This window comes from Haloarchaeobius baliensis (genome assembly GCF_052060055.1).
Classification (GTDB): Archaea; Halobacteriota; Halobacteria; order Halobacteriales; family Natrialbaceae; genus Haloarchaeobius; species Haloarchaeobius baliensis.
This window is the reverse complement of record NZ_JBPPFR010000002.1, coordinates 1-13,309: the sequence shown is the minus strand read 5'-3', so window position 1 is coordinate 13,309 and position 13,309 is coordinate 1. Positions and strand designations below refer to the sequence as shown.

The 13,309-nt window shown below is 63.4% G+C and carries 11 protein-coding genes and 1 rRNA gene; 7 read left to right on the top strand and 5 right to left on the bottom strand.

Going from position 1 to position 13,309, the window contains the following annotated elements; genetic code table 11:
- The first annotated feature begins 216 nt into the window (after positions 1–216).
- The 3 genes from ACSG06_RS10955 (at position 217) to ACSG06_RS10945 (ending at position 3,719) form a co-directional block, all read left to right on the top strand.
- Positions 217–2,190, top strand: a complete 1,974-nt coding sequence (locus ACSG06_RS10955) for a MutS-related protein (protein WP_440990324.1) — start codon at positions 217–219, stop codon at positions 2,188–2,190.
- 115 nt (positions 2,191–2,305) lie between these two features.
- Positions 2,306–2,467, top strand: coding sequence for a DUF1059 domain-containing protein (locus ACSG06_RS10950; RefSeq protein WP_440990323.1), 162 nt, complete (start codon positions 2,306–2,308; stop codon positions 2,465–2,467).
- 121 nt (positions 2,468–2,588) lie between these two features.
- Positions 2,589–3,719 carry an ORC1-type DNA replication protein gene (locus ACSG06_RS10945; RefSeq protein WP_440990322.1) on the top strand — a complete coding sequence of 377 codons (1,131 nt, stop codon included), beginning with the start codon at positions 2,589–2,591 and terminating at the stop codon, positions 3,717–3,719.
- Positions 3,720–3,747: 28 nt separating this feature from the next.
- On the opposite strand, the gene ACSG06_RS10940 is transcribed toward ACSG06_RS10945, so the two are convergent.
- The 3 genes from ACSG06_RS10940 to ACSG06_RS10930 all read right to left on the bottom strand — a co-directional run bounded on the left by ACSG06_RS10940 (position 3,748) and on the right by ACSG06_RS10930 (position 5,577).
- Entirely contained in the window at positions 3,748–4,059 is a 312-nt protein-coding gene (locus ACSG06_RS10940) for a hypothetical protein (RefSeq protein ID WP_440990321.1), read from the bottom strand.
- Positions 4,060–4,145: 86 nt separating this feature from the next.
- Positions 4,146–4,850, bottom strand: a complete 705-nt coding sequence (locus ACSG06_RS10935) for a hypothetical protein (RefSeq protein WP_440990320.1) — start codon at positions 4,848–4,850, stop codon at positions 4,146–4,148.
- Position 4,851: 1 nt separating this feature from the next.
- Positions 4,852–5,577 (bottom strand): hypothetical protein, encoded by a 726-nt coding sequence (locus ACSG06_RS10930; RefSeq protein WP_440990319.1) that lies wholly within the window; start codon positions 5,575–5,577, stop codon positions 4,852–4,854.
- Positions 5,578–5,936: 359 nt separating this feature from the next.
- Here ACSG06_RS10930 and pheS point away from each other — a divergent pair, with 359 nt between their 5' ends.
- Both pheS and pheT read left to right on the top strand, forming a co-directional pair.
- Positions 5,937–7,451: a phenylalanine--tRNA ligase subunit alpha gene (gene pheS, locus ACSG06_RS10925; RefSeq protein ID WP_440990318.1), complete on the top strand. Its 1,515-nt coding sequence runs from the start codon at positions 5,937–5,939 to the stop codon at positions 7,449–7,451.
- Positions 7,451–9,214: a phenylalanine--tRNA ligase subunit beta gene (gene pheT / locus ACSG06_RS10920; protein ID WP_440990317.1), complete on the top strand. Its 1,764-nt coding sequence runs from the start codon at positions 7,451–7,453 to the stop codon at positions 9,212–9,214. The genes pheS and pheT overlap by 1 nt, the downstream gene beginning before the upstream one ends.
- Positions 9,215–9,664: 450 nt before the next feature.
- Here the strand turns inward: pheT and ACSG06_RS10915 are convergent, their stop codons facing one another.
- Together ACSG06_RS10915 and ACSG06_RS10910 are read right to left on the bottom strand one after the other, a co-directional pair.
- On the bottom strand, positions 9,665–10,720 hold the full coding sequence (locus tag ACSG06_RS10915) for a quinone-dependent dihydroorotate dehydrogenase (RefSeq protein ID WP_440990316.1): 1,056 nt from the start codon (positions 10,718–10,720) through the stop codon (positions 9,665–9,667).
- A 64-nt stretch (positions 10,721–10,784) separates the two neighbouring features.
- Positions 10,785–10,982 (bottom strand): hypothetical protein, encoded by a 198-nt coding sequence (locus tag ACSG06_RS10910; RefSeq protein ID WP_089730978.1) that lies wholly within the window; start codon positions 10,980–10,982, stop codon positions 10,785–10,787.
- Positions 10,983–11,220: 238 nt separating this feature from the next.
- Here ACSG06_RS10910 and ACSG06_RS10905 point away from each other — a divergent pair, with 238 nt between their 5' ends.
- The gene (locus ACSG06_RS10905; RefSeq protein ID WP_440990315.1) at positions 11,221–11,526 is read left to right on the top strand and encodes a non-histone chromosomal MC1 family protein; all 306 of its coding nucleotides are present in this window, start codon (positions 11,221–11,223) and stop codon (positions 11,524–11,526) included.
- Between the two features lie 843 nt (positions 11,527–12,369).
- A 16S ribosomal RNA gene (locus ACSG06_RS10900) occupies positions 12,370–13,309 on the top strand; the annotation flags it as partial.

Genomic DNA, 13,309 nt, shown 5'->3' with positions numbered 1-13,309 from the left:
TCTAAAACAATTGCCTGCACTGGGGTTGGACAGATATTGTTTTTTTTTTACTATCCTGGTTTATTATGAGTATTTCGCGTGCAACCCTCGATGTCCCTATTCGTTCGCGTTCTAGTTTCCGTTCACTCCAAATCGCGTCGTTCGCTCGCGGGAGTGTCGGCGACACCGGGTTCGACGGCGGGAGCTTTTTCGCCTAGCCCCGGATAGGGGAACGCGATGGAACTGTCGGCGATACCGGGCGTCGGCGCGAAGACGGCCGACGCGCTGGCCGAACTCGACGACCCCGAGGCGGCGTTGCGGGCGGGTGACGTGGCGACGCTGGCCCGTGCGCCGGGGGTCTCGGAGGGACGAGCGGCCCGCATCGCGCGGGCGGCCATCCGGACCGAACACGACGACCCCGGGGGCTTCCTCGCGACGGACCGCGCCCGCGAGGTGTACCGGGCGATGCTCGAGGAGCTGCAGGCTCGCACGGTGACCGACTACGGGGCCAAGCGGATGGAGACGTTCTACCCGAGCGCGGCCGAGTCACGCATCGCGGAGGTCCGCGAGTTCACCGAGCGCGCGATGGAGCGCGAGGCGAGCGACGCGGTGCTCGACGCGTTGGCCGGCGTCGAACCCCTCAAAGAGCCCCGGGACGTGTCGGTGCGGGACCGCTGTCTGGCGACGACCGACGGCGAGACGTACGCCAAGGCGCGCGAGGCGATCCCGGAGCTGCCGGTCGAGGTGGTCGACGACGCCCGCGGGCTGGCCGACCTCGCGCGGGGCTACTCGACGGTCATCGCGCTGGACGAGACGTTCGCCGGCGTCGAGGTCGAGGGCGACGTGCGGGTCGAGCCCGACGCGCTGTCGACCCCCGTCGAGGTGGTGCCCGAGCGTGCGCTGGCCTTCTTCGCGACGAACCGGGACCGCATCCGGGCGGCCATCGCGGTGCACCGCGCCGCGGGGCTGGACGCCCCCTGCGACCTCGACGACCTGGAGGACGCGCTCGCGGGGCTGGCCGAGGACGGCGGCATCGCGGGCGACGCGGAGGTCGACCGGCTCGCGACCGCGCTGGACGACCTCGACGCCGCGGTCGGGATGGCCGAGAACGTCGCCAACGACCGGCTGCGCGAGGCCATCGAGGAACGCGACGTGACCATCGAGGGCGCGGACCTGCTCTCGCTGGTCGAACGCGGGGCGGGTGTCGACTCGCTCCTGTCCCGGGAGCTCGCCGACGAGTACGCCGCGGCGGTCGACGCCGCGCGGGACCACCTCGTCGAGAGCCTCGACCTCGACATGGGCGAGGCCGAGGTCGCGCGACGAGCGTTCGGCGACGAGCCGACGTACCCGGTGGACCACGACGAGTCGGTCGTCTCGCGGCTCCGGGAGGACCTGAACGCGGCGAAGGAGCGCCGGGAGACGCGGTTGAAGCGCGAGCTGGCCGACGAGCTGGCGGACCGGCGCCCCGACGCGGAGGCGCTGGTGGGCGCGGCGCTCGAACTCGACGTGGAGCTCGCGGTCGCGCGCTTCGCCGGCGACTACGACTGTACGGTCCCCCGCTTCGAGGGGTCTGGCATCGACATCGAGGGCGGGCGGTCGCTCCTGCTCGACGTGGACCACGACGAGGTCGACCCGGTGGACTACGCTGTCGACGGCGTCGCCCTCCTGTCCGGTGTCAACTCTGGTGGGAAGACGTCGACGCTGGATCTCGTGGCGAGCGTGGTGGTCCTCGCGCAGATGGGGCTGCCCGTGCCCGCCGATTCGGTGCGGCTCCAGCGGTTCTCGGCGCTGCACTACCACGCGAAGACCCAGGGGACCCTCGACGCGGGCGCGTTCGAGTCCACGGTGCGGGAGTTCGCCGACGTGGCCGACGGCGGCGCGGACTCGCTGGTGCTCGTCGACGAGCTGGAGTCCATCACGGAGCCCGGGGCGTCGGCGAAGATCATCGCGGGCATCCTCGAGGCGCTCGACGAGAACGGCGCGTCGGCGGTGTTCGTCTCCCACCTCGCCGGCGAGATACGCGAGACCGCGAACTTCGCGGTCACGGTCGACGGCATCGAGGCGGTCGGACTGGTCGATGGCGAGCTCGTCGTGAACCGCTCGCCCGTGAAGGACCACCTCGCCCGGTCGACGCCGGAGCTCATCGTCGAGAAGCTCGCCGGCGAGTCCGACGCGGCGTTCTACGACCGGCTGCTGGAGAAGTTCGAGTAGGTCGGGGTTTTCGTTTGGTAACGTCGGCGTATCGCACCGCTCGCGAGTCGTCCGCCGTTACCAGCCAGCTAGGCGGTCTATGTCGAAGTGGGTCTCCAGCGTACCTGCCCGATGCATGGTGAAATCATTCAGCTGTAGCCAGGAGGACTGTGCGTTCGAGATACACTCAAACGACGAGGGCGAGATCGTCTCGATGGTCAAAGAGCACGCGACGAACGTCCACGGGATGACGCTCAACGAGGGCGACATCAAGAGCGGAATCACGGAGATGCACTGACCCGGAACCGACTCCGTGCACCCCTCCTCCGGGGGTTCAGTGCCACCCTTCGCGGCCGTTCTCGCGCGTCTGACGCGAGTCTGCCGAAGGACTAAGTACTCCGCGTAGCGTGGTGAAAGTGATGGCTGAGGACCCTCCAGACGAGGGAATGTTGGGCTGGGACGAGTCGGTCTTCCGCAACGAGCGGGTGTTCGAGATCGACTACGTCCCCGAGACGTTCAAACACCGCGAGACCCAGACCCAGAGCCTGCAGTACGTCCTCCGTCCCGCCGTCCGGGGGTCCCGTCCGCTCAACGCCGTCGTCCGCGGCCCGCCGGGCACCGGGAAGACGACGGCCGTCCAGAAGCTCTTCTCGGAGCTCCAGGCCGAGACCAGCGACGTGCGCACCGTCCGCGTGAACTGCCAGATGAACGCGACGCGCTACTCGGTGTTCTCCCGGCTGTTCGAGGGGATGTTCGACTACGAGCCGCCCGCCTCGGGCATCTCGTTCAAGAAGCTGTTCTCGCAGGTGACCGAACGGCTCGTCGACGAGGACGAGGTGCTCGTCGTCGCGCTCGACGACGTGAACTACCTGTTCTACGAGAGCGAGGCCTCGGACACGCTGTACTCGCTGCTCCGGGCCCACGAGGAGCACTCCGGCGCGCGCATCGGCGTCATCGTCATCTCCTCGGACCCCAACCTCGACGTGATGGACGAGCTCGACTCCCGCGTGCAGTCCGTCTTCCGGCCCGAGGACATCTACTTCCCGCCGTACGACGAGGGCGAGATCGTCGAGATCCTCCGCGAACGCGTCAAGCGCGGCTTCCAGGACGACGTCATCCCGGCACCGATCCTCGATCTCGTCGCCGAGTTCACCGCCGAGACGGGTGACCTCCGCGTCGGCATCGACCTGCTCCGGCGCGCCGGCCTCCACGCCGAGATGCGCGCCTCACGAACCGTCGAGGAACAGGACGTCACAGCCGCCTACGAGAAGTCGAAGTACGTCCACCTCCGGCGCTCGCTGGAGGGCCTGAGCGAGTCCGAACTCGCGCTCGTCGAGGTCATCGCCGAGTGCGAGGGCGAACGCGCCGGCGACGTGTACGAGACGTTCCACGAACGCACCGGCCTCGGCTACACCCGGTACTCCGAGATCGTGAACAAGCTCGACGACCTCGGCATCGTCGACACCGAGTACGCCGAGGTCGAAGGTCGGGGCCGGTCGCGCGAGCTGACGCTGGAGTACGACCGCGAGGCCGTGCTCGACCGGCTGTAGATTACATTCCTCTACAGTTCTTGGTGTTTTAATAAGTCACAACAGTGATTTCTATTGCTTCTCCATCTATTATAAATTCGACCCCCTCTGTCGCAGATGTTTCTAACGAGTTCTCCAGCCCTGATTCTGTCGAAATCGTGTAGTTGAGCCTACTATCTGTATCGACATTCTCGTATGTGTGCGACCCTGACGGAGCCAATATTCGATTATCAGTGAGTATCTCCCTTCCACCTAAAGTCGTGATTGTGACAGAATAGTTAACTTCTTCACCAGTATGATTTTCAACAACAATTCCTGGGATGTCCTGCTGTCCTCGAAAAACCGAAAGACATCCACTCATCAGAGATGTCCCTATCGCAATCGCACTACATAAACACCGTCTTTTAGTAAGTTTGTTGAACATTGTATAGCGCGTGATTCCTAAATCTATTCTACAACAGTTAATCTCCCGTGATTAATCGCTCTATGTACTGGTGTACAGGCTACAGAGACTGTCTGTCTTGATGACCGCAACGCCATCCTCTGTTCTGCCACCCCTGCTGGCGGATTATATGATTCGTCCTCTACTTGTTGGATAACAACCGGCACCTCAATTGGAGGTGAAGCAATTTCAGTCGACTCATTCGGGGCTAAACTAGTTCTCTCCCCAGTTGCAGAAAGCCAGACCTGATCTTTATCGACTGTGAATTCCGGTTCCTCGAACTGGACGATTTCATCTAATAGTAGCTGATCTGAGACACGGTAATTTGCGGTAACACCGGTATCGACGTGGCGTTTTCGGTGTACCGTTCCTGTACTTGAGATCGCTCTTTTATCTCCCGCTCGACGCACGATGTATTGATTTGAACTAATAGCTTGGTGGAGTTGGTCTGAGGCAGTTTCTCTGAGATTCAACTCTCTAGCATCTTGATTGATTGTGTATGGAATGTGATGGCAGACCTGTCTTTTTATAGGCGAACCAGGTATCGAGATAGAATCCAGTCGATATTCCGTTGCAGATTCGATTAAATGAACTGCCCCACCAGCTGGGCTCCCGGATGAAACAGTAGTTGCGCCACCGATCGCCGAAATAGTGCTAATTGATTTTAAAATATTGCGTCTCTGGTACCGGTTATTTTCTTTCTCACTCATTTCACATCTCCTCGTTTGCCGTATTCAGTATGGCTTCAGCTGTACAATCGGTAACGCCTTTTTGATAGAACACGTTGTCATGTTGCCCTTGACAGACACCATCACTGTTGTACTGAGGCTCATAGCCAGTTATCATCGGGGTTGAATTAGCGTTGTATGACTGCCCGTAAGTCCTTCCGAGAATATGCTCATACTCACCTGTGTCCTCCATGTAGTACCACAACTCCCGGTTATCCGAGAGCCATCTACCGACAATAGTATGACATGCTTCGTGGATAAGCGTATTCTGGTATTGTTCTTTCGCCCCCTGAATTCCCATGGTTGCTGCTTTATCCTTCACAAACGCAGTACTATTCGACGTTTGGCAGGTTTCTGCAGCGCCTCCGACAAATGCATCTGTGACTAACATGTGGGTTCCTTTGAATTTAATATTATTGTTATATATGTAGGTTCGCATACTTTCTCTTGCATCCCATTTACTATCTTGACTTAAATATAGAGGGCCACTTGTCCACCTGCTCACCTCATAAAAATCAATAATTGACTCATCCCACATTTGCTCACAGAAGTGCTCTGCCGCATTTGCTAGAGCGTTGTTTATTTCGTTATCAACGCTATTGTTATTGGGGTAGAGGTATATGTAATATGGCCTTGATGCGCTTATCGGATCTCCCCGACTGTGTAACACGTCGTAATCTGCGTGGCTTAACGTACTATCATTACCCATAACTAATTTTACACACCATGGGTAATAAAACTATGTATTGGTGATTGCCTCTGGCAAGTACCGGGCTGTTCGAATTAGGTATAGTCAATCCGAACTTCGATGTCCTCGTTCTCAACTTAACACGAACTCGCACGCTGACCGAAGGCTTTTGCCGAGGCAAGAGAAAACAGCGTGCATGGCAGCCGAATCCCGCCATCGAGGTATCGCAGGCAAGCGCGGTCGTCGCGACACCCTGGGGTTCGGCTTTTTTGCGTCGGCGTGAGCGCGGCGGACTCGGCAGGACACCGCACTGGTGTCGGTCGACGAAATCGCGCGCTCGTCCGGAATAGCTAACTGCGAGACGCGAGCATCCACCACCAATGCAACTACCAGGGACACAGGTTTCGGTGCTCGAGGCCGCGAGCGCCACCGACGCGAAGTCGGTGTCAGCGCTGGCCGACGAGCTCGGGGCGAAACCCGAGACGGTCGTCGGCGCGGTGTTCGAGCTGCAGGACAGGGGCCTCCTCACGGTCGAGGAGCGAACCGAGGAGCGGGTCGAACTCACCGGGGAAGGTGAGGGGTACGTCGAGTCGGGGCTGCCGGAGGTCCGGCTGTACCGGGCCGCGGTCGAGGCGGGCGCGACCGCCGAGCCCGTCTCGATGGGGCAGGTCATCGGGGCGTCCGGCCTCGAGGGCGGCGCGGTCGACATCGCGCTGGCGAACTACGCCCGGAAGGGCTACGGACAGATCGACTCGGGCGAGCTGACGGCGAACCCGGACGCGGACCCCGACGCGGACGGGGAGGCGACGGTGCTGGCCGCGCTCGCCGACGGGGGCGTGGACGCCGCCGACATCGAGGCGTCGGTGCGCGAGCAGCTGGTGAGCCGTGACCTCGTCAGCGTCTCGGAGTCGACCGAGCGGCTGGTCACGCTGACCGACGCGGGCGTGACGGCGCTGATGGAGGGCGTCGAGGAGAGCGAGACGGTCGGCCAGCTCACGCCCGAACTGCTCACGAGCGGCGAGTGGCAGGACGTCGAGTTCGCCGAGTACAACGTCGAGGCCGACGCGGAGACGCGCTACGGCGGCAAGAAGCACATCCTGCGCCAGACCGCGGACCGGGTGAAGGACACCCTCGTCGGGATGGGCTTCCAGGAGATGGAGGGCCCGCACGCGGACGCGGAGTTCTGGATCAACGACTGCCTGTTCATGCCCCAGGACCATCCAGCGAGGACGCACTGGGACCAGTTCGCGCTGGACGTGCCGCCGATGCAGGACCTCCCCGAGGACCTCGTGGCGCGCGTCGAAGATGCCCACCGGAACGGGGTCGGCCCGGACGGCGACGGCTACCACTCGCCGTGGACCGAGGACGTGGCCCGGGGGGTGGACCTCCGCGGGCACACGACCTCGCTGTCGATGCGCTATCTCTCCGGGCACGCCGTCGGCGAGCTGGAGCCGCCGCAGCGGTACTTCAGCGTGGAGAAGGTGTACCGGAACGACACGCTCGACGCGACCCACCTGCTGGAGTTCTTCCAGATCGAGGGCTGGGTGATGGCCGAGGACCTCTCGGTGCGCGACCTGATGGGCACGTTCACGGAGTTCTACGAGCAGTTCGGCATCACCGACCTGCAGTTCAAGCCCCACTACAACCCGTACACGGAGCCGAGCTTCGAGCTGTTCGGCGAGCACCCCGAGACGGGCGAGATCGTCGAGATCGGCAACTCGGGCATCTTCCGCGAGGAGGTGCTCCGCCCGCTCGGCGTCGACTGCGACGTGATGGCGTGGGGGCTCGCGCTGGAGCGGCTGCTGATGCTCACCCACGGCTTCGAGGACATCCGCGACGTGCACGGCACGCTCGTCGACCTCGACTTCCTGCGGACCGAGGAGGTGGTGCACTGATGCCCGTCGTCGACGTCGACCCCGACGCGCTCCGCCGGCTCACCGGCCACGACGAGAAGGACGACGAGGAGCTGAAGGAGGACCTGTTCGGCCTCGGGCTGGAGTTCGAGGGCGAGACGGAGGAGGGCGAGTTCCAGCTCGAGTTCGCCCCCGACCGGCTCGACCGCCTGAGCGTCGAGGGCGTCGCGCGGAGCCTGCGCTACCAGTACGGCGACGACCGCGGCGTCTACGTGCCGAACACGAACGATCCCGACTGGACCATCGAGGTCGAGTCGTCCGTGCCCGACGAGCGGCCGTTCGTCACCGGCGCGGTCGTCCGGGACGTGAACCTCGACGAGGCCGCGCTCGACTCGCTCATCCAGCTCCAGGAGAAGCTCCACGCGACGATGGGCAGGAAGCGCGTGAAGGGCGCCATCGGTATCCACGACCTGACGATGCTGAAGGGCCGGCTGGCCAGCGACGACGGCGGCAACAGCATCCGGTACGTCGGCGTCGAGCCCGACGGGGACACGTTCGTTCCGCTCGACAGCGACCGCGAGCTCACCCCGGGCGAGGTGCTCACCGAGCATCCCACCGGCGAGCAGTACGCCGACATCGTCGCCGACTACGAGCGCTACCCCGCCATCTACGACGACATCGGGCTGTTCTCGTTCCCGCCGGTCATCAACGGCCGCCGGACCGAGGTCAGCACCGACAGTCGGGACCTGTTCGTCGAGATGACCGGCACCGACCAGTGGACCATCGACAAGATGCTGAACATCGTCTGCTACGCGCTCGACGCCCGCGGCGCGACGGTCGAGGAGGTCACCGTCGACTACCCCGACGACCCCGTGTACGCCGACGAGAGCGTCGAGCGGGTCGACCCCGGCGTCGACGTCGTCCGCCCGGACCTCTCGACCAGCGAGAAGCACGTCACCCACGAGCGCATCGAGGGCCTGCTCGGCGTCAACTTCGACCCCGACGAGGTCGTCGACCTGCTCGAACGCTCCGGCCTCGACGCCACTCCCGAGGAGACCGACGACGGCAGCGTCCGGTATCGGGTGGACGTGCCGCCGTACCGCGTCGACGTGCTCCACCCGCTCGACATCGTCGACGACGTGGGCCGCGCCTACGGCTTCAACGAGCTGGCGCCGCAGTACCCCGAAGTGGGGACCGTCGGCGGCCGCCACGCCCGCTCCAATCTGGAGGACGCCGTGCGCGACCAGCTCGTCGGACTGGGCTTCACCGACCTGCTCAACTTCCACATGACGAACGAGGCGGAGAACTACGAGCGGATGCGCGTCCACCCTGACGAGCACGACTGCGTCGGCGCGGGCGAGCCCGTCACCATCACCGAGCCCTACAGCGAGGACTACACCATGGTCCGGTCGTGGGCGCTCCCGTCGCTCGCGATGGTGCTGGAGAACAACACCCACCGCTCGTACCCGCAGGACATCGCCGAGGTCGGCTTCGCCGCCGAGTACGACGCCGGTGAGGACAGCTACGTCGGCGAGCGCCACACCGTCGCCGGCGCGCTCGCCCGCCACGACGCCTCCTACGAGGACGCCAAGGCCGTGCTCCAGGCGCTCGCGCAGGACTTCGACGTGGCGCTTTCGACGCCGCCCACCGAGCACCCCTCGTTCATCGACGGCCGGACGGCGTCGGTCGTGATGGACGGCGAGGAGGTCGGTGTGGTCGGTGAGCTGCATCCGGCGGTGCTCGTCGAACACGACCTCGAACTGCCCGTGGTTGCGTTCGAGTTCCGGCTGGACGCGCTGAAGTAAGGCTGCGTTTCTGCTTTTCTCGTTTCGCTCGGTGGTTCGTTCTTCGTCGTGGGGCTCGCTGGTGATTCGAACAGCCAGAAAGCCCCGAGGTTCTCGACTCCCGCGACTGGCGAGACTCCTCCGTCGTCTCGCTGCCCTCCGCTCGCAAGCTCGCGGAGAACTCGTTGCGGTCCTCGTCCCTGCGGTCCTCACGTCGTCGGGGTTCGTCGAGAACCTCGCCCCTTTCAGTCCCACCCCGCGACCGCACCTCAGGCCTCCCCAGCCTCTTGCGCTCCTCGGTCGCAAGCTCCCTCCGGTGCTCATCCCTCGCACGAGTGCGGCTCGCGGCCTGGCGAGACTCCTCCGTCGTCTCGCTGCCCTCCGCTCGCACGCTCGCGGAGACCTCGCTGCGCTCGGCACGCTCGCCAGCGCGCGCCGGTGGTGAAAGTTCAGGAATCGCCGAACACCGGTTCAGAGGTCCGCGCCGACGGCATCCTCGACCGAGTCGAAGCCGTCGCGTTCGAGCAGGTCGAGCAGGCCGGCGTTGATGTCGCGGGCGAGCCCGGGCCCTTCGAAGACGAGCGCGGTGTAGAGCTGGACGAGGGAGGCACCGGCGCGGATCTTCCGGTAGGCGTCCTCGGCGGAGGCGACGCCGCCGACGCCGACGACGGGGACGTCGACGCGCTCGGCGACGAAGCGGACCATCTCGGTGGCCTGTTCCTCGATCGGGGCCCCCGAGAGCCCGCCAGTCTCACGCGCGTTCGGGTGCGTGAGCGTGTCCGGGCGCTCGGTCGTGGTGTTCGTAGCGACGACGCCGTCGAGGCCGAACTCGTCGACGAGGTCGAGCGCGGTCTCCACGGCGGGCTCGGGCAGGTCCGGTGAGAGCTTCACGAGGAGTGGGTCGGCGCCGGCATCGACGAGCTCGCCGAGGATGGCGGCCATCTCGTCACGGTTCTGGAGGTCGCGGAAGCCCTCCGAGTTCGGGCAGGAGACGTTGACGACACAGAAGTCGGCGGCGTCGCCGACGCGCTCGTAGGTGTAGCGGTAGTCCGCCGGTGCCTCCTCGGTGGGGGTGTGCTCGGACTTCGCGAGGTTGACGCCCACGGGGACGTCGGGCAGGTCGGCCTCGTGGAGTCGGCGGCCGACGCGGTCCGCGCCCTGGTTGTTCAATCCCATGCGGTTGATGATCGCGCGGTCGCTCGGGAGCCGGAACAGTCGCGGCCGCGGGTTGCCGGGCTGGGCCTCCGCGGTGACGCCGCCGACCTCCACGTGGCCGAATCCGAGGGCAGCGACCGCACGCGGCACCTCCGCGTTCTTGTCGAAGCCGGCGGCGACGCCGACGGGGTTCGGGAACGACTGGCCGAACGCGTCGACGGCGAGTCGGTCGTCGTCGACGGTGTAGCGACGCGCGAGCAGCCGCTCGACCGGCGTTCCCTGGACGGCCGACAGGCCCCGGTGGACGGTCTCGTGGGCGGTCTCGGCGTCAAGACGAAACAGCAGCGGTCTCGCGACGTCGTACGCGTCCATGTGTCGAGAAGCGTCGCGACTGCGGGTAAAACTCTCGAAACGCCCCGTCGGCGATGGTACGGTCTCAGAACTCGTGTTCGACTTCGTCTTGGTCTGCCTTCTGGATGATTATCTTGTCCTCGCGCACGCGAACGAACACCTCGTCGCCGATGTCCATGCCTGCAACTGCGAGTTCGTCTTCGTGGAGGTTGATGTGGACGTTGTGGTATTCGCCGTTCTCGTCTTTGGCGCCACTCGGGCTCAACTTCTTTTTCCGTACCATCGCGGTAGTCTATCTCGTGTGTTCGCCATAGGATATACTTAAGTGTTTTCTACGTCTCGACGGGACAGAGCGCCGCGGGCGAGAGTTTCGGCGGGGTAAAACCGGCGAAAATCGGCCGTTCGAGCGACGAAATCCACCCCGGAACCGGGCTTCATTTATAAACACATCGTCGCCGTCCCCCATTTTTTGGGATATATTTATGGTGGGGCATGCGCTCAATGAGCATGGAGGGACAATCATGGTACGTGAAGATGGTAAGCGAAACTTCGCGCTGCGCGAGGACAGTGGTGAGGAGAGCGTCTTCTCAGGCAACACCCCACGACAGGCCGCACTGAAGGCGGCCCGTCGACTCGACCCCGCGCCGAGCGAGGACGATGCGGATCGGACCGAGATCCGACTCCGAGAGAAAGGAACCGACAAGGTCCACATCTACGACGGCTGGGCCTGGAACGAGACGGCACCCGACGACAAACCCGACTGGATGCCCGAGGAGATCACGGAAGCGAACGTCTCGAAGAAGGGCATCGAGCACCTCGAGGACTGACTCGACCTTCCTCGCCCGCACGTGCGTTCGCACGTGCAACACAAACCTACCCTATTTGATCTGCACCGTGAGCGGTCAGCTCCCAGGCTCGAAAGGCGTTTGTGACCCGAGCGTAGAGTGTGCAGTGCGCGGAACAATCCCGACCAGACCGGACGCACACGCGAGGGATGACCGGTCGGCCTCCGCCCGCGCGACATCGTCCACGTGACCAGTCCCGACCAGCTGCAGGTCGCACAGACCGCACGGGAACCCCTCTCACGTCACCGGGTTCACACTCCGCCGACGGTTCGACGGCCTTAAGTGTATCATCCCTCTTCGATAGAATGCAAACGACGTGGCGCGACGCGCCACTCCCTCTGGCCGCGATCCGGCTCGGAGGCAGGAACGTCTCCGGTGCTCTCCGGGCTTCGGTTCGAAGGCCTTATGTACTACACGAGGCCTCTGATACTAATGCAATCGCCCGCCGACATCGCCGTCGGCGTTGGCACGAACCGACGCCCTTATACGTCACAGGGCATTCGGATACGAACGCGAAAGACGACGCGATTTGGGACACGTTCAACTCGTGTCTCAGTCACGGACCAACGTTCGAGGGACGACCCCTTCGAAGGCGACTTCGATGGGTTTAAGACGTCTCCTCGGCAACGTTCAGGTCCGTAAGGAAATGAGGATTCCACCCCTGCGGTCCGCCGTACACGATGGAATCTGATGTTAGCCTTGGTAGTTCGGTGACGCTCGATCGGCCACGCCGATTGGCTCACCGGACTCGGACCACGCAATGTGATATGGATGCACCGTTCACACGGTGCACCCGCCAAGCCCCCCGAGCTTACGCTCGGGAGCATTCCGGTTGATCCTGCCGGAGGTCATTGCTATTGGAGTTCGATTTAGCCATGCTAGTCGCACGAGTTCATACTCGTGGCAGATAGCTCAGTAACACGTGGCCAAACTACCCTATGGAGAACGATAACCTCGGGAAACTGAGGCTAATAGTTCATACGGCTCTCTCCCTGGAATTGGGTTGAGCTCGAAACGCTACGGCGCCATAGGATGTGGCTGCGGCCGATTAGGTAGACGGTGGGGTAACGGCCCACCGTGCCAATAATCGGTACGGGTTGTGAGAGCAAGAGCCCGGAGACGGAATCTGAGACAAGATTCCGGGCCCTACGGGGCGCAGCAGGCGCGAAAACTTTACACTGCACGACAGTGCGATAAGGGAACTCCAAGTGCGAGGGCATAGAGCCCTCGCTTTTCTGTACCGTAGGGTGGTACAGGAATAAGAGCTGGGCAAGACCGGTGCCAGCCGCCGCGGTAACACCGGCAGCTCGAGTGATGACCGATATTATTGGGCCTAAAGCGTCCGTAGCTGGCCGAGAGGGTCCGTCGGGAAATCTGCTCGCTCAACGAGCAGGCGTCCGGCGGAAACCAATCGGCTTGGGACCGGAAGACCTGAGGGGTACGTCTGGGGTAGGAGTGAAATCCCGTAATCCTGGACGGACCACCGGTGGCGAAAGCGCCTCAGGAAGACGGATCCGACAGTGAGGGACGAAAGCTGGGGTCACGAACCGGATTAGATACCCGGGTAGTCCCAGCTGTAAACGATGCTCACTAGGTGTGGCACTGGCTACGAGCCAGTGCTGTGCCGTAGGGAAGCCGTGAAGTGAGCCGCCTGGGAAGTACGTCCGCAAGGATGAAACTTAAAGGAATTGGCGGGGGAGCACTACAACCGGAGGAGCCTGCGGTTTAATTGGACTCAACGCCGGACATCTCACCAGCTCCGACA